General features: G+C 73.8%; 17 protein-coding genes and 2 pseudogenes. 13 read left to right on the forward strand and 6 right to left on the reverse strand.

The genetic code is table 11. The features are described from left to right. Positions 1 to 15: 15 nt before the first annotated feature. Complete coding sequence (locus CP982_RS05975; RefSeq protein WP_150509526.1) at positions 16 to 867, reverse strand: SMP-30/gluconolactonase/LRE family protein; 852 nt, start codon at positions 865 to 867, stop codon at positions 16 to 18. After that, positions 864 to 1,634 carry an IclR family transcriptional regulator gene (locus CP982_RS05980; RefSeq protein ID WP_150509527.1) on the reverse strand — a complete coding sequence of 257 codons (771 nt, stop codon included), beginning with the start codon at positions 1,632 to 1,634 and terminating at the stop codon, positions 864 to 866. Before CP982_RS05980 ends, CP982_RS05975 begins: the two co-directional genes overlap by 4 nt. A gap of 205 nt (positions 1,635 to 1,839) precedes the next feature. On the opposite strand from CP982_RS05980, the gene CP982_RS05985 reads away from it, so the two are divergent. The 8 genes and pseudogenes from CP982_RS05985 to CP982_RS06015 all read left to right on the forward strand — a co-directional run bounded on the left by CP982_RS05985 (position 1,840) and on the right by CP982_RS06015 (position 9,922). Then, positions 1,840 to 2,994 (forward strand): mandelate racemase/muconate lactonizing enzyme family protein, encoded by a 1,155-nt coding sequence (locus CP982_RS05985; RefSeq protein WP_150509528.1) that lies wholly within the window; start codon positions 1,840 to 1,842, stop codon positions 2,992 to 2,994. Further along, on the forward strand, positions 2,991 to 4,001 hold the full coding sequence (locus CP982_RS05990; protein ID WP_229878867.1) for a zinc-dependent alcohol dehydrogenase: 1,011 nt from the start codon (positions 2,991 to 2,993) through the stop codon (positions 3,999 to 4,001). Before CP982_RS05985 ends, CP982_RS05990 begins: the two co-directional genes overlap by 4 nt. 112 nt (positions 4,002 to 4,113) lie before the next feature. Next, positions 4,114 to 5,100: a hypothetical protein gene (locus tag CP982_RS05995; RefSeq protein ID WP_150509529.1), complete on the forward strand. Its 987-nt coding sequence runs from the start codon at positions 4,114 to 4,116 to the stop codon at positions 5,098 to 5,100. Positions 5,101 to 5,103: 3 nt separating this feature from the next. Continuing rightward, the gene (gene chvE, locus CP982_RS06000) at positions 5,104 to 6,210 is read left to right on the forward strand and encodes a multiple monosaccharide ABC transporter substrate-binding protein (RefSeq protein WP_150509530.1); all 1,107 of its coding nucleotides are present in this window, start codon (positions 5,104 to 5,106) and stop codon (positions 6,208 to 6,210) included. 56 nt (positions 6,211 to 6,266) lie between these two features. Further along, positions 6,267 to 6,665, forward strand: a pseudogene (locus CP982_RS43200) (ATP-binding cassette domain-containing protein); the annotation flags it as partial. 27 nt (positions 6,666 to 6,692) lie between these two features. Next, positions 6,693 to 7,814: an ATP-binding cassette domain-containing protein gene (locus CP982_RS06005; protein ID WP_425329813.1), complete on the forward strand. Its 1,122-nt coding sequence runs from the start codon at positions 6,693 to 6,695 to the stop codon at positions 7,812 to 7,814. Continuing rightward, the gene (gene mmsB, locus CP982_RS06010) at positions 7,811 to 9,040 is read left to right on the forward strand and encodes a multiple monosaccharide ABC transporter permease (RefSeq protein ID WP_150509531.1); all 1,230 of its coding nucleotides are present in this window, start codon (positions 7,811 to 7,813) and stop codon (positions 9,038 to 9,040) included. The genes CP982_RS06005 and mmsB overlap by 4 nt, the downstream gene beginning before the upstream one ends. Before the next feature lie 492 nt (positions 9,041 to 9,532). Beyond that, on the forward strand, positions 9,533 to 9,922 hold the full coding sequence (locus CP982_RS06015; protein WP_435862480.1) for a protein-tyrosine phosphatase family protein: 390 nt from the start codon (positions 9,533 to 9,535) through the stop codon (positions 9,920 to 9,922). A gap of 41 nt (positions 9,923 to 9,963) precedes the next feature. Here CP982_RS06015 and CP982_RS06020 read toward each other — a convergent pair whose 3' ends face one another. Then, positions 9,964 to 10,719, reverse strand: coding sequence for a sulfite exporter TauE/SafE family protein (locus CP982_RS06020; protein WP_150509533.1), 756 nt, complete (start codon positions 10,717 to 10,719; stop codon positions 9,964 to 9,966). A gap of 21 nt (positions 10,720 to 10,740) precedes the next feature. After that, positions 10,741 to 12,114 carry an MBL fold metallo-hydrolase gene (locus CP982_RS06025; RefSeq protein ID WP_150509534.1) on the reverse strand — a complete coding sequence of 458 codons (1,374 nt, stop codon included), beginning with the start codon at positions 12,112 to 12,114 and terminating at the stop codon, positions 10,741 to 10,743. 482 nt (positions 12,115 to 12,596) lie between these two features. On the opposite strand from CP982_RS06025, the gene CP982_RS06030 reads away from it, so the two are divergent. After that, positions 12,597 to 13,730 (forward strand): amidinotransferase, encoded by a 1,134-nt coding sequence (locus CP982_RS06030; protein WP_150509535.1) that lies wholly within the window; start codon positions 12,597 to 12,599, stop codon positions 13,728 to 13,730. Here the strand turns inward: CP982_RS06030 and CP982_RS06035 are convergent. Next, entirely contained in the window at positions 13,727 to 14,122 is a 396-nt protein-coding gene (locus tag CP982_RS06035) for a nuclear transport factor 2 family protein (protein ID WP_150509536.1), read from the reverse strand. The genes CP982_RS06030 and CP982_RS06035 overlap by 4 nt on opposite strands. Before the next feature lie 122 nt (positions 14,123 to 14,244). Between CP982_RS06035 and CP982_RS06040 the strand changes: the two genes are divergently transcribed. The 4 genes from CP982_RS06040 to CP982_RS06055 all read left to right on the forward strand — a co-directional run bounded on the left by CP982_RS06040 (position 14,245) and on the right by CP982_RS06055 (position 18,748). Next, positions 14,245 to 14,883 (forward strand): TetR/AcrR family transcriptional regulator, encoded by a 639-nt coding sequence (locus CP982_RS06040; protein ID WP_150509537.1) that lies wholly within the window; start codon positions 14,245 to 14,247, stop codon positions 14,881 to 14,883. After that, on the forward strand, positions 14,880 to 16,310 hold the full coding sequence (locus CP982_RS06045) for a flavin-containing monooxygenase (RefSeq protein WP_150509538.1): 1,431 nt from the start codon (positions 14,880 to 14,882) through the stop codon (positions 16,308 to 16,310). The genes CP982_RS06040 and CP982_RS06045 overlap by 4 nt, the downstream gene beginning before the upstream one ends. A gap of 111 nt (positions 16,311 to 16,421) precedes the next feature. Beyond that, positions 16,422 to 17,741, forward strand: a complete 1,320-nt coding sequence (locus CP982_RS06050) for an aminotransferase class I/II-fold pyridoxal phosphate-dependent enzyme (RefSeq protein ID WP_150509539.1) — start codon at positions 16,422 to 16,424, stop codon at positions 17,739 to 17,741. 59 nt (positions 17,742 to 17,800) lie between these two features. Continuing rightward, positions 17,801 to 18,748: a dihydrodipicolinate synthase family protein gene (locus CP982_RS06055; RefSeq protein WP_150509540.1), complete on the forward strand. Its 948-nt coding sequence runs from the start codon at positions 17,801 to 17,803 to the stop codon at positions 18,746 to 18,748. Here CP982_RS06055 and pulA read toward each other — a convergent pair. Then, positions 18,692 to 21,301, reverse strand: a pseudogene (pulA, locus tag CP982_RS06060) (pullulanase-type alpha-1,6-glucosidase); the annotation flags it as partial. The gene CP982_RS06055 and the pseudogene pulA overlap by 57 nt on opposite strands. Between the last annotated feature and the right edge of the window lie 14 nt (positions 21,302 to 21,315).

Below are 21,315 nucleotides of genomic sequence, written 5' to 3' on the forward strand. Positions count from 1 at the left end.
GCGGACGCCGGTCGGCTAGCCCGCGAACGGCGTCCCCGCCAGGCCCTCCCCCGCCCCCGGCACCACGAGGACCGCGCCCGCCATCGGGTGGGGGCGCCGGGGGCCGACGCGGGCCGTGGTGACGTACAGGTCGCGCAGGTCCGGGCCGCCGAAGGCGCAGGCCGTGGGGCGGTGCACGGGGAGTTCGACGACGCGGTCGAGGGTGCCGTCCGGGGTGTAGCGGCGGATCTGGGCGCCGTCCCAGAGAGCCACCCAGACGCAGCCCCCGGTGTCGACGGTCAGGCCGTCCGGGAAGCCCGCGCCCACCTCGATGGACACGAACTCCCGCCGGTCGACGGGCCGGTGCCCCGCCATGCGGCAGACGTCGATCCGTCGCGTCGGGCTGTCCACGTAGTACACGAGGGTGCCGTCCGGGCTCCAGCCGATGCCGTTGCTGACGGTCACCTCGGGGAACAGCTCGGTCGTGGTGCCGTCGGGGGCGACGCGGGTGAGGTCACCGCCGCCGGGCGCCTCGTCGTAGCGCATGGTGCCCGCCCACAGCGACCCGTCAGGGGCGACCGCCGCGTCGTTGCCCCTGCGGCCGGGTACGGGGGCGTGGACCAGCCAGGAGAAGGAGCCGTCCGGGGCGTAACAGCCCACGCCGTCACGCAGGTTCACCACGAGGCCGCCGCCCGCGCGCGGCACGGCCGCGCCGACGTGCTGCTCGGTGGCGAGCACCGTACGGCGTCCGGACGAGGGGTCGTACGTGTGCACGCGCGAGCCGAGAATGTCCACCCACAGCAGCCGTCCCGTGGCCGCGTCCCAGGTGGGGCCCTCGCCGAGGTCCGCCGACGCGTGGACGGCGACCTCGGCCGCCGGGCGCCTCATCGCGCGCCCCGGTGGCCCAGGCGCGCGGACAGCTCGCCCGCGCCCTTCGCGGCGAGCTCCGCGAGCTCCGCCTCGCGCTCCTCGCTCCAGCGGATCATCGGTACGGAGACGGAGAGCGCGGCGACCACGCGTCCCGCGCTGTCGCGCACGGGCGCGGCCACACAGCTGACGTCCGGGTTGGACTCGCGGTGCTCGGAGGCGATGCCGCGCTCGCGGATCGCGCTCAGTTCGGCGCGCAGCGCGCTCGGGTCGGTCAGGCTGTCGGGGGTCATCGCCGTCAGTTCGCGGTCCGCGAGCCGGGCGTCGAGTTCGGCCGGGGGCAGCGCGGCGAGCAGCATCTTGCCGACCGCCGTGCAGTGCGCGGGCAGGCGGCGGCCCGCGGCGGAGACCATGCGGACGGCGTGCGTGGAGTCGACCTTCGCGATGTAGATGACGTCCGTGTCCTCCAGGATCGCGACGTGCACGGTCTCGTCGCAGGTCTCGGCGACCTCCCGCGCCACGCGCTGCCCCTCGGCGGCCAGGTCGAGCCGCTCCGCGTATCTGCTGCCCAGTTGGTACGTGCGCACGCCGAGGCGGTAGCGGCCCGGCCGCTCCGGGACCGGCGCCAGATAGGAGCGCGCGGAGAGCGTCGTGAGCAGTTCGTGCACGGTGGTGCGCGGCAGTCCGAGCCTGCGGGTGACCTCCGGCGCGGACAGGGTGCCGTCGCCGTCCAGGAACAGCTCCAGTATGTCGAAAGCCCTGGTCACCGCGGGGACTAGGCGTCCCATGCCGTCCACCACCCTCTACGTTCGATACTTCGGCCGCCGGTCGATATGGCGAACGAAGGCTATGCGCGGCGGTGTTGGTGAGGCAATGGTCGCGTCGCACGGACCCGTGCGCGACCCATTGACACCCCTGAGAACGGCCCCTTACGGTCACGCCACCATTTCGAACGTGTGCCGAAATTTCGAACGAGCCCGAGGGGCAACTGCCGTGCGCATCACGGGAATCAGCACTCATGTCGTCGGGACCCCCTGGCGCAATCTCACCTACGTGCTCGTCCACACCGACGAAGGCCTGACGGGGGTCGGTGAGACCCGCATGCTGGGCCGCACCGACGCCCTGCTCGGCTACCTCCGCGAGGCGGAGACCAACCACATCGCGGGCTCCGACCCGTTCGCGGTGGAGGAGCTCGTCCGCAGGATGAAGTACGCGGACTACGGGCGGGCCGGGGAGATCGTGATGTCCGGCATCGCCGCGGTGGAGACGGCCTGCTGGGACATCAAGGGCAAGGCCCTCGGCGTGCCGGTGTGGCAGCTGCTCGGCGGGAAGGTGACCGACCGCGTCAAGGCGTACGCCAACGGCTGGTACACGACCGAGCGCACCCCGGCGGCCTACCACCGGGCGGCCAAGGAGGTCGTGGCGCGCGGCTACCGCGCCCTGAAGATCGATCCGTTCGGGACCGGGCACCTCGAACTCGACGCCGAGCGGAGCCGGTACGCCGTGTCCCTGATCGAGGCGGTGCGCGACGCCATCGGGCCCGACGCCGAGCTGATGCTGGAGATGCACGGCCGCTTCTCGCCGTCGACGGCGGTCCGTCTCGCCCGGGAACTCGCGCCCTTCGCCCCCGCGTGGCTGGAGGAACCGGTGCCGCCGGAGAACCTCAAGGCCCTGGCGAAGGTGGCGGCGAAGGTGGAGGTGCCCATCGCGACGGGCGAGCGCATCCACGACCGGATCGAGTTCCGCGAGCTCTTCGAGTCACAGGCCGCCGACATCATCCAGCCGGACGTCGGCCACATCGGCGGCATCCTGGAGGCGCGCAAGCTGGCCGCCACCGCCGAGACGCACTACACGCTGGTCGCGCCGCACAACGTCGGTGGCTCGGTGCTCACCGCGGCCTCCCTCCAACTCGCCGCCTGCACGCCCAACTTCAAGATCCTGGAGCACTTCAACGACTTCGCGGACGCGGAGATCAAGAAGGTGGTCCGGGGTGCCCCGCGCGTCGACCCGGAGACGGGCTGCTTCGCCGTCTCGCACGCCCCCGGCCTCGGCGTCGAGCTCGACGTCGACGCGGCGGCCGAGTTCCCGCAGCGGCGGGCGCGGTTCGACCTGTGGGCCGAGGGCTGGGAGCGGAGGAGCCCGCGGTGAGCCGCGCCGTCGTCGTCGAGCGGCCCGGCCGCCACCGCCTCGTCCGGCGCGGGACTCCGGTCCCCGGCCCCGGCGAGGTCCTGGTGCGCGTCGCCGCCGCCGGGATCTGCGCCAGCGACCGCGAGCTGTACGAGGGCCGGCGCGACGCCGCGTACGTGCGGTATCCGGTGACGCCCGGGCACGAGTGGGCCGGCACCGTCGTTGCCGTCGGCGACGGCGTCGACACCGGGCTCGTGGGGCGGCGGACCGTCGCCGAGGGCTTCCGCTCCTGCGGGGTGTGCGAGCGCTGCCGGTGCGGGGAGACCAGCCTGTGCTCCGGCGGGTACGCGGAGACGGGCTTCACCGAACCGGGCGCGTTCGCCGACCACCTCACCGTGCCCGCGCGCCTTCTGCACCCGCTGGCGGACGACGCGGACCTGCGGGCTGCGGCCCTCCTGGAGCCCGCCGCCGTCGTCGCGGCGGCCGCGCGGGCTGCCCGCCCCCGGCCCGGTGAACGGATCGCCGTCGTCGGCGCGGGCACCCTCGGGATGCTCGCCGTCCAGCTGCTCGCCGCGTCGACGCCCGCCGTCCTGGCGGTCGTCGAGCCCCGGGCGGCCCGCGGCGAGCGGGCGCGGGCCTTCGGCGCCACCGCCGCGCTGAGCCCGGAGGAGGCGAAGGCCGCGCGGGGCGGCTTCGACCTCGTCGTGGAGACGGCGGGCGCGCCCGCCAGCGCGGCCTCGTCCTGTCTGCTCGCCCGGCGCGGCGGGCGCGTCGTCCTGACGGGGATGTTCGCGCCCGGCGCCGTCGGCATCGACCCGGTGCACCTGTCCCTGAGCCAGCTGGAGCTGCGCAGCGTCTTCGGTGCCTCCTCCGCCGCCTGGTCGGACGCGGTCCGCGCGTTCGGCGCCGGGCTGCTCGACCCGGGGGCGCTCGTCACGCACGAGTTCCCGCTGGAGGACTTCGGCGCGGCCGTCGCGCTCGCCGGCGACGGCGATCCCCGGACGGGGAAGGTGCTGCTCCGCCCGTAGGGGAGCCGCGACTCGCGCGGCCCGTCAGCCCGCATGTCCTCCCACTCGTACAGCGTCCGAAATCCCGAACGACGTAGAGCAATTCCTTGAACTCCCGAGCCATGGAGCCCCCTTGACCTCTTCCTCGCCCCCACGCGCCCCGCGCGCCCCGCGCCGCCCCGGCGTGGACGCCCTGGCGCGCATCGGGCACGCCGTCCCGACGGCCGACCCGGCCGACGCGTCGCCCTACGCCTTCCCCGACGGCGGCGCCTGGCGCACCGAGATCCCGTCCGTGGAGGGGCCCGAGGCCCTGGCCGTCGTCCTCGACGAGAGCGCGCGGCTCGACGTGCCCGTGCACCGGGTCAGCCAGGGCAGCGGCGTGTGGATGCTGACCGACGCCGAGATCACGGAGATGGTGGAGTCCTGTGCCGCGCGCGCCGTCGAGCTGTGCCTGTTCACCGGGCCGCGCGGCACCTGGGACACCGGCGCCTCCACCCGTACCGAGTCCGGCGGCGCGGGCCCGCGCGCCCGGGGCCACGACGCGCTCGCCGGGTGCGTGGAGGACGCCCTGCGCGCCACCGGGCTCGGCGTGCGCTGTCTGCTCGTCGCCGACGAGGGCGTGTTGTGGACGCTGCACCGGCTGCGGGCGAAGGGCCTGTTGCCCACCGGCACCACGTTCAAGGTGTCGGCTCTGACGGGCCCGGTGAACCCGGCCTCGTTCGGGGTGTACGAGCGGCTCGGCGCCGACTCCCTGAACGTGCCCTCGGACCTGACGCTCGATCACCTCACCGAGATCCGCCGGGTGAGCCGGGCACCGCTCGACATGTATGCGGAGGCGCCCGACGACCTCGGCGGCTACGTCCGCATGTACGAGGTCGCCGAGCTGATCCGGCGCGGCGCCCCGCTGTACGTGAAGTTCGGCCTGAGCAGATCGCCCGGCATCTACCCCTACGGCGCCCAGCTGCGCGAGCACGCCCTCGCCACCGCCCGTGAGCGCGTCCGGCGCGGGCGGCTCGTCCTCGACCTGCTCGTCCGGCACGGCGCGGACAGCGGCCTCTCGCCGCTCGGCGCACGGCTCCCGGGCGATCTGGAGCGCTTCCCCGCCCCGGAAGGGAGCTGACCCATGAGCACCCGCGCACTCCTCGCCCTGGCGAGCGCCGCCCTGCTCGCCGCCTCCCTCGCCGGCTGCGGCCAGGAGGCCAGGGGCGGCAGCCGCTACGAGCCGGACACCGGCAAGGGCGCCACGGTCGGCCTCGCCCTGCCCACCAAGGCCTCCGAGCGCTGGATGGCCGACGGCGAGAACATGGCCGAGCAGTTCGAGAAGGCCGGATACCGGACCGACCTCCAGTACGGCGACGACAAGGTCGAGAACCAGATCGCCCAGATCGAGAACATGATCACCAAGGGGCGCTCCCTCCTGGTGATCGCCGCCATCGACGGCTCGGCCCTCACCGAGGTCCTGCGCCGCGCCCACGACGCGGGCATCCCCGTGATCTCGTACGACCGCCTCATCCTCGGCTCGAAGTACGTCGACTACTACGCGTCCTTCGACAACGAGCGCGTCGGCCGCCTCCAGGCCCGGTACATCGTCGGGAAGCTGCGGCTCGGCAGGCCCACCGGGCGCGGTGGCGCGCGCACCATCGAGCTGTTCGCGGGCTCGCCCGACGACAACAACACCAGGTACTTCTGGAACGGCGCCATGAAGGTGCTGCGGCCCCACCTCGACAGCGGCCGGCTCGTCGTGCGCAGCGGGCAGACGCGCCTCGGCCAGGCCACCACGCTGCGCTGGGACGGCGGCACCGCGCAGAAGCGCATGGACGACCTCCTCAGCAAGAACTACGGCTCGGCCCGGGTCGACGCGGTGCTCTCGCCGTACGACGGGATCTCCGTCGGCGTCATCTCCGCCCTCAAGAGCGCGGGCTACGGCACGCGGAGCCGGCCGCTGCCGGTCATCACCGGGCAGGACGCGGAGCTGGCGTCGGTGAAGTCCATCATCCGGGGCGAGCAGACGCAGACCGTGTTCAAGGACACCCGCGCCCTGGCCGCGCGGACGGTGGCGATGGGCGACGCGCTCCTCAACGACAAGAAGGTCACGGTCAACAACACCACCGACTACGACAACGGCGCGAAGACCGTGCCCGCCTACCTCCTCGACCCGGTCAGCGTCGACAGGTCCAACACCCGGCTCCTCGTGGACGAGGGCTACTTCACGGCGGGACAGCTCAGGTGAGCCGCCCCGTCCTGGAGATGCGCGGTATCACCAAGGCCTTCGCCGGGGTCAAGGCGCTGGCCGACGTGGACCTGACCGTGCGGGCCGGGGAGATCCACGCGGTCTGCGGCGAGAACGGCGCGGGCAAGTCGACCCTGATGAAGGTCCTCAGCGGCGTGCACGGGCACAGAGGCTACGACGGCGAGATCCGCTGGGACGGCGAGCGCGTGGCCTTCAAGGACGTCCGCGACGGCGAGCGGCACGGAATCGTGATCATCCATCAGGAGCTGGCGCTCGTCCCGCACTTGTCGATCGCCGAGAACGTCTTCCTCGGCCACGAGCGCACCCGGCGGGGCGGGCGCGTCGACTGGGACGACACGCTCCGCGCGACGGACCGTCTGCTCCGGCGTGTCGGCCTGGCCGAGCGGCCGCAGACGCCGGTCGACGGGCTCGGCGTCGGCAAGCAGCAACTCGTCGAGATCGCCAAGGCCCTGGCGAAGGACGTGCGGCTGCTCATCCTCGACGAGCCCACGGCCGCGCTCAACGACCAGGACAGCGCCAAGCTGCTCGACCTGGTCCTGGGCCTGCGCGCGCAGGGGGTCGCCGTCATCGTCATCTCGCACAAGCTGAACGAGATCCGGCGCGTCGCCGACACCGTGACGATCCTGCGCGACGGGCGCTCCGTCGAGACGCTCGCGGTGCGCCGGGCCCCGGGCGCCGAGCCGTGTCTGTCCGAGGACCGCGTCATCCGCGGCATGGTCGGCCGCGACCTCGACCGGCGCTTCCCCGACCGCACGCCCTACGAGGGCCACCGGGAGACGGCCTTCGAGGTGCGCGGCTGGACGGTCCGGCACCCCGTCGAGCACGGGCGCACGGTCGTCGACGACGTGTCCCTGAGCGTGCGGCGCGGCGAGATCGTCGGCCTCGCGGGTCTGATGGGCGCGGGCCGCACCGAACTCGCCATGTCCGTCTTCGGCCGCTCCTACGGCCGGTACGTCACCGGGACCGTGGCGGTCGGGGGGCGCGAGGCGTCCACGCGGACCGTGTCCGCGGCCATCGCCGCGGGCCTCGCGTACGTCACCGAGGACCGCAAGCGCTACGGCCTGAACCTCATCGACACCCTCCACCGCAACATCTCCCTGGCCTCCCTCGCGGGCATGCGCCGCGGCGGCCTCCTCGGCGGCTTCGTGGACGCCCACCACGAGCGGTCCGTCGCCGAGGGCTACCGCGCGTCGCTGAACATCAAGGCGCCGACCGTCTTCGAGCGGGTGGGCCGTCTCTCCGGCGGCAACCAGCAGAAGGTCGTCCTGAGCAAGTGGATCCACACCGACCCCGAGGTGCTGATCCTCGACGAGCCGACGCGGGGCGTCGACGTCGGCGCGAAGTACGAGATCCACAGCGTCGTCGACCGACTGGCCGCCCGGGGCAAGGCCGTTCTCCTCATCTCCTCCGAACTGCCGGAGCTGCTCGGGATGTGCGACCGGATCTACACGATGGCCGAGGGCCGGGTGACCGGCGAGGTCCCCCGGGCGGAGGCGACGCAGGAGGTCCTGATGCGCCGGATGACCGCGCACCGGAGCCGATGTGCCACCCGACCCGGAACGGAAGCCGAGGACCCGTCATGACCACCACGACCACACCGCCGCGGGACGCCTCCGGCGTGCCGCCCGTCCGCCGGTCGACGGGCGCGCTGCTCGTCGAGCTGATGCGGGCGAACGTGCGCCAGTACGGCATGCTCGTCGCCCTGGCGTTCCTCGTCGTCCTGTTCCAGATCTGGACCGACGGCACGCTGCTGCTGCCCAGCAACGTCTCCAACCTGATCCAGCAGAACGGCTACGTCCTCATCCTGGCCATCGGCATGATGATCGTCATCGTCGCGGGCCACATCGACCTGTCCGTGGGCTCCCTGGCGGCCTTCGTCGGCGCGATGTCGGCGGTGATGATGGTCAAGCACGAGCTGCCGTGGGTGCTCGCGCTCGTCCTGTCGCTGCTCATCGGCGCGGTCGCGGGCGCGTGGCAGGGCTTCTTCGTCGCGTACGTCGGCATCCCGTCGTTCATCGTCACGCTGGCCGGGATGCTGCTGTTCCGCGGGCTCACCCAGATCGTCCTGGAGGGCCGGTCGCTCGCTCCGTTCCCCGACGGATTCCAGAACATCGCCAAGGGGTTCATCCCGGAGATGGGTCCCTACACGCAGTACCACAACCCGACCCTGGTGATCGGGGCCGCGACGATCGCGTTCCTGCTGCTGCGCGAAGTGCGCGGGCGCAAGCGGCAGTCGGCGTACGGGCTCGACGTGACGCCGACCGGTCTGTGGCTGGCCAAGTGCGGGGCGACGGCCGCGGCGGTGGCCGCGTTCACGCTGACGCTCGCCAGCTTCCGCGGGGTGCCCGTGGTGCTGCTCATCATGTGCGGGCTGCTGATCGCCCTGGGCTATGTGATGCGCAACGCGGTCGTCGGACGGCATGTGTACGCGCTCGGCGGCAACAAGGCGGCGGCGAAGCTGTCCGGTGTGAAGGACGCGCGCGTCACCTTCCTGGTCTTCGTGAACATGGGGGTGCTCGCGGCCCTCGCGGGCTGTGTGTACGCCGCGCGCCTCAACGCGGGCACGCCGCAGGCGGGGCTCAACTTCGAACTGGAGGCGATCGCCGCCTCGTTCATCGGCGGCGCGTCCATGAGCGGCGGCGTCGGCACGGTCATGGGTGCCGTGATCGGCGGCCTGGTGCTCGGCGTGCTCAACAACGGCATGTCACTGGTCAGCATCGGGACGGACTACCAGCAGGTCATCAAGGGCCTGGTGCTCCTTGCCGCCGTCGGCTTCGACGTCTGGAACAAGCGCGGGGCAGGGCACTAGCGCACACCCTTGCCCGTCCTCCGTACCCACCGTGGTCCCGGCCGGGCTCCCGCTCTCCGGTGAGGTGCCCCGCTCGGTGCTCCGGCACCGCCCTCTTTTCGTGGACTGAGGTGAGCGCGCCGCCGGCGCGGGCCCACCTCAGGCCTCTCGCTACGACGACGGCGGCGCGGCCGTCGACCTCCTCACGCGCACGGCGCCCGACGGCTCGGCCACCGAGAGAAACGCGGACACGCTCACCGCGGAGACCGGGGCGGGACTGCCGCCCACCGCCGGGCAGATGCACTCGACCCGCCCGCAGTACGGGCAGACAGGAACCATGGTTGTCATGCCTTGCACTATGCCCTCCCGAAGTCAAGATTCCGTTAGAACTCGATGATTATCGGCTAGTTCACAGGCGGTACCCGCTCCTCGCGGTGCGGGTACCGTGATCGCGTGCCTGAGACTTGGTGTGAGACGGATCCGGGGGTGATTCGGTTGCCTTCGGGGCGCCTTGTGCGCGGACGCGGGCTGCGCCGACCGCTGCCCGCGGGGCCCGAGCCGATGTTCGCCGTCCATCTCCTGGGCAAGCCCGCGCCGCCCGTCGCGTGGGACGCGCGCTGGCTGCGGTGGCCCGACTTCCGGCTGCCCGCGGACCGCGAGGAGGCGCGGCGGCTGCTCGGCGAGGCGTGGGCGCGAGCCGCGACCGAGCGCGTGGAGGTCGCCTGCGGCGGCGGTGTCGGCAGAACCGGCACGGCCCTCGCGTGCCTGGCCGTGCTCGACGGCGTCCCCGCCGCCGAGGCCGTCGCTTACGTCCGCGCGCGCTATCACCGCCGCGCCGTGGAGACCCCGTGGCAGCGCCGCTACGTCCGTGCCTTCGGCAGCGGGTCCGGCACCGCCGCCTGAGCGCACGGCGGCCGGCGGGCGGCGAACTCCTCGTGCCGCGCTCATCGCCGTAGGGCGACGTCGAGGAGCATCCCGGCCGCCACGGCGAGCAGCACGCAGGCGAAGGCCTGCCGCAGGCGAGGCCCTGAGAGCCGGGCCGCGAGGCGCTTGCCGTCCCAGGCGCCGAGGACGGCGGCGCCGGTGAACGGCGCGATCACCGCCCAGTCGAGCCCCGCCGCCGTACTGCCCCGTGTGGCCAGCGAGGCGAGGGAGTTGGCGGCGATGACGAGCAGGCTGGTCCCCGTCGCTTCCCGCATCGCGAAGGTGAGCACGGTGACCAGGGCGGGCACGACGAGGAACCCGCCGCCCACCCCGAGCAGACCGGTCAGCGCCCCGAGCGCGGCCCCGGCGCCGACCGCCCGCCCTGGCCGCACCACCCCCGTCCCGCGGGCTTCGGCCCGTCCCGGTCTGAGCATCCGCAGCGCGGCCAGGGCGGCCACGGCGGCGAACGCGGCGGTCAGGACCGGCTGCGGCAGCCGCCCCGCCGCCACGCCCGCAGCGGCGGCGGGCGGGATGCCCGCACCGGCGAACAGGGCGCCCGCGCGCCAGCGGACGTGGCCCGCGCGGGCGTGCGCGTACAGGGCGCTCGCCGAGGTGACGGCCACGATCAACAGACTCGCCGTCGTCGCGGCGGCCGGGCTGAAGCCGAGCAGATAGATCAGCGCGGGAACCGCGAGGACGCTGCCGCCACCGCCCAGGGCGCCGAGCGCCAGGCCGACCACGGCTCCGGCGGTCAGGGCGAGGACGAGCGCGCTCATCGACGGGTCCTGGTGGCCGGGTCAGCGGGAGGCGGGCCGTCGGAGGCCGAGGCCCGCGTCCTCGGCGGCGGCGAAGCCGTCGTCGACGACGACCACGTGCCGCCCGGCGGCGTCGAGGAGCGAGGCCCCGATCGCCGCGCGCGTCCCGCCGGCACAGTGCACCCACACCACGCCGTCCGGCACCTCGCGGACCCGGTCGCGCAGTTCGTGCACGGGGATGTGCACGGAGGGCTCCAGGTGTCCTTCGCGGCGCTCGGCGTCGCGGCGCACGTCGAGCACGACCACGTCACCGCGCCCGGCACGGGCCGCGGCGAGCTCCGCGAAGGTGGCGCAGGCGTGGGACGCGAGCCGCTCGCCGGGCCCCACCCAGGAGCGCGGGTCGCCGGTCGCCGCGGCGGCCGGGCGGTCGATGCCGACGCGCACCAGCTCCCGCTGGGCGTGGGCGAGTTGCCCCGCCGATGCGGCGAGCAGGGTGACGGGCCGCCGCCACGGCAGCAGCCAGGCGAGGTACGTGGCGAGCTTGCCGTCGGCCTCGACGTTGACGGACCCCGGCACGTGACCGGCGGCGAAGGCCACGCGGTGGCGCAGGTCGACCACCCACTCCCCGGCGGCGAGGCGCGCGGCGATCCCGTCGGCGGTCGCGGGCTCCGGCGGGGTCAGGTCGACGGGCGCGGGCCCGGCGGCGTTGACCGGCCCCATGTGCGCGTAGTACGCGGGCACGTCGTCGAGCCCGGCGAGCAGCTCGGCGACGAAGGCGTCCACGTCCTTGGTCAGCGCGGCGTTGCCCGCCCGCTCGGCGCCGACGGTGGTCTCGTCGGCCGTGCCCTGGCCCGAGGCGCAGAAACTGCCGAAGCCGTGGGTGGGCAGGAGCCGCACCGCGTCGTCGAGCGCGTCCGCGAGCCGGTGCGCGGACGCGTGCTGGGCCCGCGCCAGGTGCTCGGTGAGCCGTGGCTCGACGAGGTCGGGCCGTCCCACCGCGCCGATCAGGAGCGAGCCGCCGGTGAACGCCGCCGCCGCGCGGCCGCCCTCGTGAAGGACGTACGCCGTGTGGTGCGGGGTGTGGCCGGGGGTGGCGAGCGCGCGCAGCACCAGGTCCTCGTCGACGGTGACCGTGTCGCCGTCGGCGACGGGGGTGTGCGGGAACGAGACGGCCGCCCCGGCCGGGACGAGATAGCGGGCGCCCGTGACCCGGGCCAGCTCCAGGCCGCCGCTCACGTAGTCGTTGTGGACGTGGGTCTCCGCGACGTACGCGATCCGCACACCGCGGCGGGCCGCCGCCGCGATGACCTGGTCGATGTCGCGCGGCGGGTCGACCGCGACGGCCGTACGGGGGCCCGACGCCAGGTAGCTGTGATTGCCCAGGACCGGGAACTGAAGGGTGTCGACGGTGAACACGGCGGCTCCTCCCGACGCGGCGGTACCGGGCAAATACCCAGGGGGGTATTTTCGACTCCGCCCGCCGCGCAGGTTGGCGCGGTTCTTTCGCCCGAGCCCCCGCCGGGCCACGGCCGGGCCGGGGCGGGCCGACGGAATCCGGCCGCCGGGGCGGTAAGACGTCGGCACCGCGGCCGCCGTGCGCGCTCCGGGTCCGTGTACGGCGCAGGTCGGCCGTCCGCCGCCTTCGCGGTTTCGTGCCGCCGCCGCGCGATACCCGTACGGAGAATCCCCAACTCCCGTACTGACCTGTCCCGTTGCGCTGCGCGAGCAGACCGGGGCGGCGCCCTCCCTGTCGACGGGACGGCGCCACCCGCCCCGTGCGGCGACCCCTGGGGCACGATCGCGGAGCCACCCTCGACGGATCGACAGACAGGTGGAGCAAAAGTAAAATGTCAGCACAAAAGGCAACACTTCACCCGACCGAAAGCAGCGGTCACGCCATGTCGGCGGCACCTGACACGACGGACTCCATGCCGGGCGGCGCCACGGAGCATCCCGTTTCGCCGGTCTGTTCGTACACCGAGTGGGACCCTCTGGAAGAGGTCGTCGTCGGGCGCCTGGACGGTGCCACGATCCCCGCCAGCGATCCGGTCGTGGCCTGCAACATGCCGCCCTGGGCGGCCCGGTTGCAGGGGCTCGCCGCCGGGTTCAAGTATCCGGGCCTGCTGGTCGAGCCGGCGCAGCGCGAACTCGACGCGTTCATCGACCTCCTGGAGTCCCTCGGCATCACGGTCACCCGCCCCGACCCCGTCGACCACAAGGCGGGCTTCAGTACGCCCCACTGGTCGTCGCACGGCTTCTGCACGGCCTGCCCGCGGGACAGCCTGCTCGTCGTCGGCGACGAGATCATCGAGGCCCCGATGGCCTGGCCGTGCCGGTACTTCGAGAGCCACGCCTACCGCGGGCTCCTCAAGGACTACTTCCGGCACGGCGCCCGCTGGACCGCGGCGCCCCGGCCCCAGCTCACCGAGGACCTGTTCGAGAAGGACTTCACGCCTCCCGACGAGGGCGAGCCCCTGCGATACATCACCACCGAGTTCGAGCCGGTCTTCGACGCGGCGGACTTCGTGCGCGCGGGCCGCGACCTCTTCGTCACCCGCAGCAACGTCACCAACCGCATGGGCATCGACTGGCTGCGCCGCCACCTCGGACCGGACTTCCGCGTCCACGAGATCGAGAGCCGCTGCCGGGCGCCCATGCACATCGACACGACGTTCATGCCGCTCGCGCCCGGCAAGGTGCTGGTCAACCCCGAGTACGTCGACGTCGACCACCTGCCCGACGTGCTCAGCTCGTGGGACGTCCTGGTCGCGCCCGAGCCCGATCCGATCGACGAGAACGTGCTCAAGCTGACCTCGATGTGCGGCACCTGGCTCAGCATGAACGTGCTCATGGTCGACGAGAAGCGCGTCATCGCGGAGCGGCACCACACCGGCATGCTCCGCGCGCTCGAAGGCTGGGGATTCGAGCCGCTGCCGTGCGAGTTGATGCACTACGCGCCGTTCGGCGGCTCGTTCCACTGCGCCACGCTCGACGTCCGCCGCCGCGGCACGCTCACGTCGTACACCGACTAAGGACCCACGGGCGGCAGGGACCGGGTGAGCTGGTGCGACCTGCGCATGCGGCCGTCGTCGGTGAACTCGCCGAAGAGGTGCACCTCGGTGGCGGTGGCGCCGCCCTTGCGGGTCCGGGCGTGGAGGGTGAGGCGGGCGGCGACGCGGTGGCCGTCAGCGACGGCCTCGTGCACGTCGAAGCGCCAGCCGACCACGTTCTTGCGCACGGGCCGCAGATGGGCGAGGAGCCGGTCGCGGTCGAGGTGCACGCCGTCGCTGATCTGCACGACGTCGGGCGTGTAGTGGCGGTCCATGACGGACTCCGGCGCGTCGCCCCGGACCGTGGACTCGGTGAGGGAGGTGAAGAAGTCCTCGATGAACCGCTCGGGGGTGGTGTCGGCCAGTGGCTTCATGACGCTCCGATCCGGGGGACGGCTGACCGGCGGACGGCTGACGGGGGCAGCTCCGTCACGCTACGATCTCTGACACCTCTGTAAGATATGAGCGTTCGACAACTTGGACAAGGCTGTAAGAGATGACGCCTTCCACCGAACCGCCCCGGCGCCGCCGGGCCGATGCCGAGCGCAGCAGGGCCGCCGTCCTTGACGCGGCGGTGCGGCTGCTGCGGCGCCGCCCGGACGCGGGCATGGCGGCCGTCGCCGAGGCGGCGGGGGTGACCCGGCAGACCGTCTACGCCCACTTCTCCTCCCGCGAGGACCTCCTCGCGGCCGCCGTCGACCGGATCACCGCCGACGCGGTCGCCGCGCTCGACGCCGCCGCGCTCGACGAAGGGCCCGCCACCCAGGCCCTGTTGAGGTTCCTCGACGCCTCCTGGTCGGCGTTCGAGGACAACGCGTGGCTGCTCCAGGCCCCTTCGGCCGCCGGCCCGGCGGAGCCCGACGCGGCCCGGCACGAGCCGGTCACCGAGCGGCTCGTCCGGCTCGTCGAACGGGGCCAGGCGGCGGGCGAGTTCACCCCCGGCCTCGCCCCGCGCTGGCTCGTGGCCATGACCGTCGCCCTCGGGCACGCCGCCGGTGACGAGGTCGCCGCGGGGCGCGTGCCGGGCGCCGAGGCCGGGGCCGCGCTGCGCACCACGGTCCTGCGCCTCATCGGCGCCACGCGACCGTCGGCCCAGGAGCACACGGCAGCAACGAAGCGGAAGGAAGTGGCATGACCGATCACGTCGCCGTCATCGGCGCGGGGTTCGCCGGGCTCTGCATGGCCATCCGCCTGACCCGGGCCGGTGTCACCTCGTTCACCGTGTACGAGAAGGCCGAAGAGCTCGGCGGGGTGTGGCGGGACAACACCTATCCGGGCGCGGGCTGCGACGTGCCCTCGCACCTGTACTCGTACTCCTTCGCGCCCCGCGAGGACTGGAGCCGCGCCTACCCCCTGCAACCGGAGCTGCTGCGCTATCTGCGCGACTGCGCCGACGCCCACGGGGTGCGCCCGCGGATCCGTTTCGGCACGGAGATCGTCGCGGCCTCGTACGACGAGGCGAAGAAGCGCTGGGAGCTGCGCACCGCCACCGGCGCGGTCCACCACGCCCGCGTCCTGGTGACGGCCGTGGGGCAGCTGAACCGGCCCCGGTTCCCCGACCTGCCCGGCCGCGAGGACTTCGCGGGCACCGCGTTCCACTCGGCCCGCTGGGACCACGGGCACGATCTGGCCGGACGGACCGTCGGGGTCATCGGGACCGGCCCCAGCGCGGTCCAGTTCGTCCCGCGCATCGCCCCCCGGGTGCGGACCCTGCGCGTGTTCCAGCGCTCGGCGAACTGGGTCATGCCCAAGTGGGACTACCGCTACGGGCCCGCCCACCAGGCCCTGTTCCGCACGGCGCCGGGCCGCCTCGCCTTCCGCGGCGGCTGGTTCGCCCTCTGCGACACCGTGCTGTACTCGGCCGTGCGCGGCGGGCGGCTCGGCAAGGCCGTCGAATACCTCTGCCGCCGTCAACTGCGCACGCAGATAGCCGATCCGGCGCTGCGGGCCAGGCTCACCCCCGACTTCCCGCTCGGCTGCAAGCGCGTGCTCATCTCCGACGACTACCTTCCCGCGCTCGCGCGCGACAACGTCGAGCTGATCACCGAGAAGCTCACCCGGATCACCCCGCGCGGCGTCGTGACCGCGGACGGCACCGAGCACGCGCTCGACACCCTCATCTACGGCACGGGGTTCACCGCCACCGAGTTCCTGGCCCCCCTCACCGTCACAGGGCGCGACGGGCGACTGCTGCGCGAGGAAACCTGGGCGGACGGAGCGGCCGCCTTCCTCGGCATGACCGTGCCCGGCTTCCCCAACCTCTTCCTGCTCTACGGCCCGAACACCAACCTCGGCAACAACTCCGTGGTCCTCATGATCGAGGCCCAGGTCCGCTACGTCCTCGACTCCCTCGCCGCGCTCGACCGCGAAGGCCGGGGCGAGCTTGAGGTGTCGTCGCGGGCCTACGACGCCTTCCAGCGCCGCGTCCAGGAGGCCCTCGGCGAGACCGTGTGGCAGGCGGGCTGCGACAGCTGGTACAAGACCGAAACCGGGAAGATCACCAACAACTGGCCGTACCGCGCGGCCCGTTACCGCACCCTGACCCGCCGCCTGGCCCGGTGAGGCGGGAGGCGTGGCGGGCCGGCCTGCGGCCGCCGACCCATTGCGTTTGGCATAGGACAATCCTATGTTTGGCACAGGACAAAGCCTGGCCGAGCTGTGGAGGTGGTGGCCGTGCCGATCCATGGGGCGACGGCCATGGAGATCGCGGACAGCGTGCGGGACCTGATCGCGGCCGGTGAGCTGCGGGCGGCGGACCCGCTGCCGCCGGTACGGGGCCTCGCGACCGACCTCGGCGTCAACCGGAACACGGTGGCGGCGGCGTACCGGCAGCTCGTGGTCGCCGGGGTCGCCGAGACCCACGGACGCGGCGGGACCATGGTGGCGCGCACACCCCAACTGGCCCGCGAGGGCTCCGGCCTCGGCGGCGGCCTCACCGACCTGGCCAGCGGCAACCCCGACCCGCTGCTGCTGCCCGATCTGCTCGCGGCGGCCGGGCGCGGCGGCTACCGGCCGCCGCTGTACGGCGCGCCGGCTCTCGACCCCGGCCTCGTGGAGTGGGCGACCGCGCGGTACGCCGACGACCTGCCCGACCGCCCGTTCCGGGTCCTGGTGACCCACGGCGCAGCGGACGCCACCGAGCGCCTCCTCCACGCCTACCTCACGCGCGGCGACGCCGTGGCCGTCGAGGACCCGTGCTTCCTCGGGAGCATCGGCACGCTGCGCCTGAACGGCTACCGCACCGCACCGGTCGCCGTCGACCACGCGGGGATGCGCCCGGAGGCGCTGCGCGCCGCCCTGGAGTCCGGGGCACGCGCGGTGGTGTGCACGCCGCGCGCCCACAACCCGACCGGCACGAGCCTCACCGTCGGGCGGGCCGCCGAGCTGCGCGCCGTCCTGGCCGGGCACCCCGGGGTCCTGGTCATCGAGGACGACCACTTCTCGGCCGTCTCCGCCATGCCGTACCACCGCGTCACCCCGGTGGGGACCGGCACATGGGCGCTGGTGCGCTCGGTGTCGAAGTTCCTCGGCCCCGACCTGCGTCTGGCCCTCGTCGCCGCCGACGGGGAGACCGCCCGGCGCCTGGAGACCCGGCTCAGCGCGGGCTCGATGTGGGTGAGCCTGCTGCTCCAGCACACCGCGCGCGAGCTGCTCACCGACCCGGACGTGCGGGCCCTGCACGACCGGGCGCGCCGCGCCTACGCCGAGCGCGGCGCGCTCCTGGTCCGGGAGCTGGCCGCGCACGGCATCGGCGTCCCCGCCGCCTACCGGCCCGACGGTCTGAACGTCTGGGTGGACCTGGACCAGCGGGCCCGGCCCGTCGTCGACGCGCTCGCGCGCCGCGGCTGGGCGGTGCGCCCTGGCGACCTCTTCGCCGCCGGTCCGTCCGACCGGCAGGCGCTGCGGGTCACCACCGCCACGCTCACCGAGCCCCTCGCCCGGCGTTTCGCCGCCGACCTCGCCGCCGTCCTCGACCATCCGCACGCCGAGTGACGCGCCGCCCCTCCCCCGCGACCGGGCCCGCACACCCGCCACCGAAAGGACGTCCCCTCATGTTCACCGGCCTCAGCGCCTTCCCCCTGACCCCCACCGACGAGACGGGCGTCGACGAGCGAGCCTACGCCCGGCTCGTCGCACGCCTCGCCACCGCCGGCGTGGACTCGATCGGCGCGCTCGGCTCCACCGGCGGCTACGCCTATCTGTCCCGCGAGGAGCGCGCCCGCGCCGCGCGCGTCGCCGTCGAGGCGGCCGAGGGCACGCCGGTCCTCGTCGGGATCGGCGCCCTGCGCACCGCGCAGGTCCTGGCGCTCGCCGAGGACGCCCAGAAGGCGGGCGCGGCGGCGGTGCTCCTCGCCCCGATGACGTATCAGCCGCTCACCGACGACGAGGTGTTCGGGCTCTACGAGGACGTGACGCGGGAGCTGTCCGTGCCGCTGTGCGTGTACGACAACCCGCGCACCACCCACGTCGACTTCAGCGACGAGCTCCACGGCCGCATCGCGCGGTTGCCGAACGTCGCGGCCATCAAGATCCCGCCGGTGCCCGGCGATCCGGCCGCCGCCCGGGAGCGCGTGGCCGCGCTGCGGGCGCTCGTCCCGGACACCGTCTCGCTCGGCGTCAGCGGCGACTGGTCGGCGGCCACCGGCCTGAGCGCGGGCTGCGACGTGTGGTACTCGGTCCTCGGCGGCCTGTTCCCGCACGCCGCCCTCGCCCTCACACGGGCGGCCAGGAGCGGGGACGCGGCCACTGCCGCGGCCCGTTCCGAGCGCCTCGAACCGCTGTGGGAGCTGTTCCGGCGCCACGGCGGCCTGCGCGTCATGTCGGCCGCCGCGGTCCACCTCGGCCTCGCGTCCGAGCCGAACCTGCCCCGGCCGCTGCGCGGTCTGGCCGCCGAGGACCGCGACCGGCTGGTCGCCGTCCTCGACGGCCTGGATCTGCTGTCGTCACCCGCCGCGCCGGAAGACGGCGACCGTGCGGCCCGGGACCTGGAAGGAGCCTGAACTCCGCGCGTATGTGGACGACTTGACGACCGGGTCCGCGCCGCGCGCCTGTACGGGATGCAGGGCGTACGCGGTGCCCTTGAGGCCGGGGACGCGCTGCGTGCGCTCCTGCGGCGTCGCGTTGAAGACCACCACCAGGTCACCGAGGCGCATGGTGATCACCCCGGGTGTCTCGTCCGCCGTGCCGGACAGCGGGAAGGCCAGCTCCGCCTGGACCCGCTCGCTCGTCGCGAGGGAGAACACGGGCTCCACGGCGCGCAGCCGCAGCAGATCGCGGTAGGCGGCGGAGGCGCCGGTGATCTCCGCGCAGCCCGGCGCGAGGGCCCGGTCGGCGAGGAGCGGCTTCGCGTAGGGCCACTTGTCCTTGTTGTCCGCCGCCGGGGGCAGGCCGCGGCCGAAGCCGTTGCCGTCGCGGCAGTCCCAGTGCAGGGCGTTGAACCAGTCGCCGCTGTCGTAGGAGTTGCGGTCGAGCGACTTGGACCGCAGCAGGTCGCTGCCCGCCTGGGACAGCTCCGGGCCCTGCGCGAGCGTGGCCGTGGCCATCGCGAGGACCTGTGCGCGGGCCCGTTCCGCGGCCGGTGTGGACGGCGGGAGCTTGAAGGCGAGGGCGTCGTACAGCGTCTCGTTGTCGTGGGCGTCCACGTAGGCGAGGGCGTCGCCCGGGGCGGACGCGTAGCCCGCGGGGGCGCCGTTGTAGTCGACGTCCGCGCCCCTGACGGCACGGCCCGACGAGTCGGTGAAGGAGTACGCCGCCAGGTTGCCGGTGAGGCCGACCTTGATGAGGTCCTGGTAGTGCAGCAGGCGGGCCTTCTGCGCGGCGCGGTCGCCGTTGGCGGGCGAGGAGTTGGGGTCGGTGTACAGGCCGCTCGCGAAGCCCTGCACGCGCGGGTCCGCGTCGAAGGGGCCGCCGCCGCGCACCGCGTCGCGGGCCCGGTCGGAGAACGTGGCGACGCCCGTGCCCGCCATGTTCTTCTGCGTGGCCTGGACGAAGCGGGCGTCGTCGGCGACCTCGCCGAAGTTCCAGCCCTCGCCGTAGAGGACGACCTTCTTGCCGTCGACGCCGTCCTTCGCCGGTGTCAGGGCGTCCAGGGCCCTGCGCACGGCGAGGATGTTGGCCTTGGGGTGGTGGCCCATGAGGTCGAAGCGGAAGCCGTCGACCTTGTACGCGCGGGCCCAGGTGACGACGGAGTCGACGACGAGCTTGCCCATCATGGCGTTCTCGGGCGCGGTGTTGGCGCAGCAGGTGGACGTGGCGACGGTGCCGTCGGCGAGCAGCCGCTGGTAGTAGCCGGGCACGATCTTGTCGAGCACGGACTTGTCGGCCTGACCGCTGGCCACGGTGTGGTTGTAGACGACGTCCATCACCGTGCGCAGACCGGCGCGGTTGAGGCCCCGCACCATCTCGCGGAACTCGACCGTGCGCCGGGTGCCTTCGGGGTCGCTGGCGTAGCTCCCCTCGGGCACCGTGTAGTGCACCGGGTCGTAGCCCCAGTTGTAGGCGTCCTTCGCGGCGGTCCGCGCCACGCACGCCTGCTGTTCCTCGGAGTCGGGCGCGGCGCCCGGCAGGTCGCAGTCGGGCCCCGCCTGGTCGGCGCGGCGCTCGGGGGCCGTGCCGAAGTCGAAGGCGGGCAGCAGATGGACGTACGAGGTCCCGGCGCGGGCCAGCTTGCGCAGGTGCCGCATGCCGGCCGAGCGGGTGTCGGTGAACGCCCGGTACTGGCCCGGGTACTTGGCCGTGCGGTCCGCGACGGAGAAGTCCCGGACGTGCAGCTCCTGGATGCGCGCAGCGCGCAGCGGGACCGCGGCCGGCTTGCGCAGGTCCTTCCAGCCCTCGGGCGCGAGCTTCGGGTCGCTCAGGTCGACGGCCAGGGCGCGCCGGGAGTCGGCGGTGAGGGCGGTCGCGTACGGGTCGGTGACCTTGTTCGTGACCACCTCGCGGACGCTGGGCGCCCAGACCTTCACGGCGTACCGGTACGGCTTGCCTCTCCAGCTCTTCGGCCCGGCGGCCGACCACACGCCGGAGGCGGCGTCGCGGCGCATCGGGACGCTGCGGCCGCCGATGTCGAGGCGCACGTCCTGGGCGGTGGGCGCCCACACGGCGAGGTGCGGGCGGCCGTGCCGGAAGACAGGCCCGAGGTCGGCCTTGGTGGCCGCACGGCTGTAGAGGTCGTCGAGAACGCCCTGGATCTGTACGCCGGTCGCGGCGCGCGCGGCGCCGTCGGCGTCCCGCTGGACGGCGGCGAGCTGCCCGGTGAGGGCCGTGCGCACGCGGTCCCGGTCGCGCGGGTCGACGCGGAAGGCGGCGTAGCCCTTCAGGTGCGGGTACGCGGCCCGCTGGGCGTCGGTGAGGCCGCCGGGGACGCGGGCGAGGCGGATCCGGTGGCCCTCGCCGCGCACGTCGTCGCCGTCCGTGGTGAGGCCGCCGTCCCGTGCGTACCGGACTTCGGCGTCCTGGCCGGGTACGTCCCACGCGACGGTAGAACGGTCTATCCACTGCGCCTTCGACTTCGTGAGGTCGAGGTCCGCCCGGCCGGGCGCCGCCGACGCGCCGGAGGACAGGGGCACGG

This window comes from Streptomyces spectabilis (assembly GCF_008704795.1).
Classification (GTDB): domain Bacteria; phylum Actinomycetota; class Actinomycetes; order Streptomycetales; family Streptomycetaceae; genus Streptomyces; species Streptomyces spectabilis.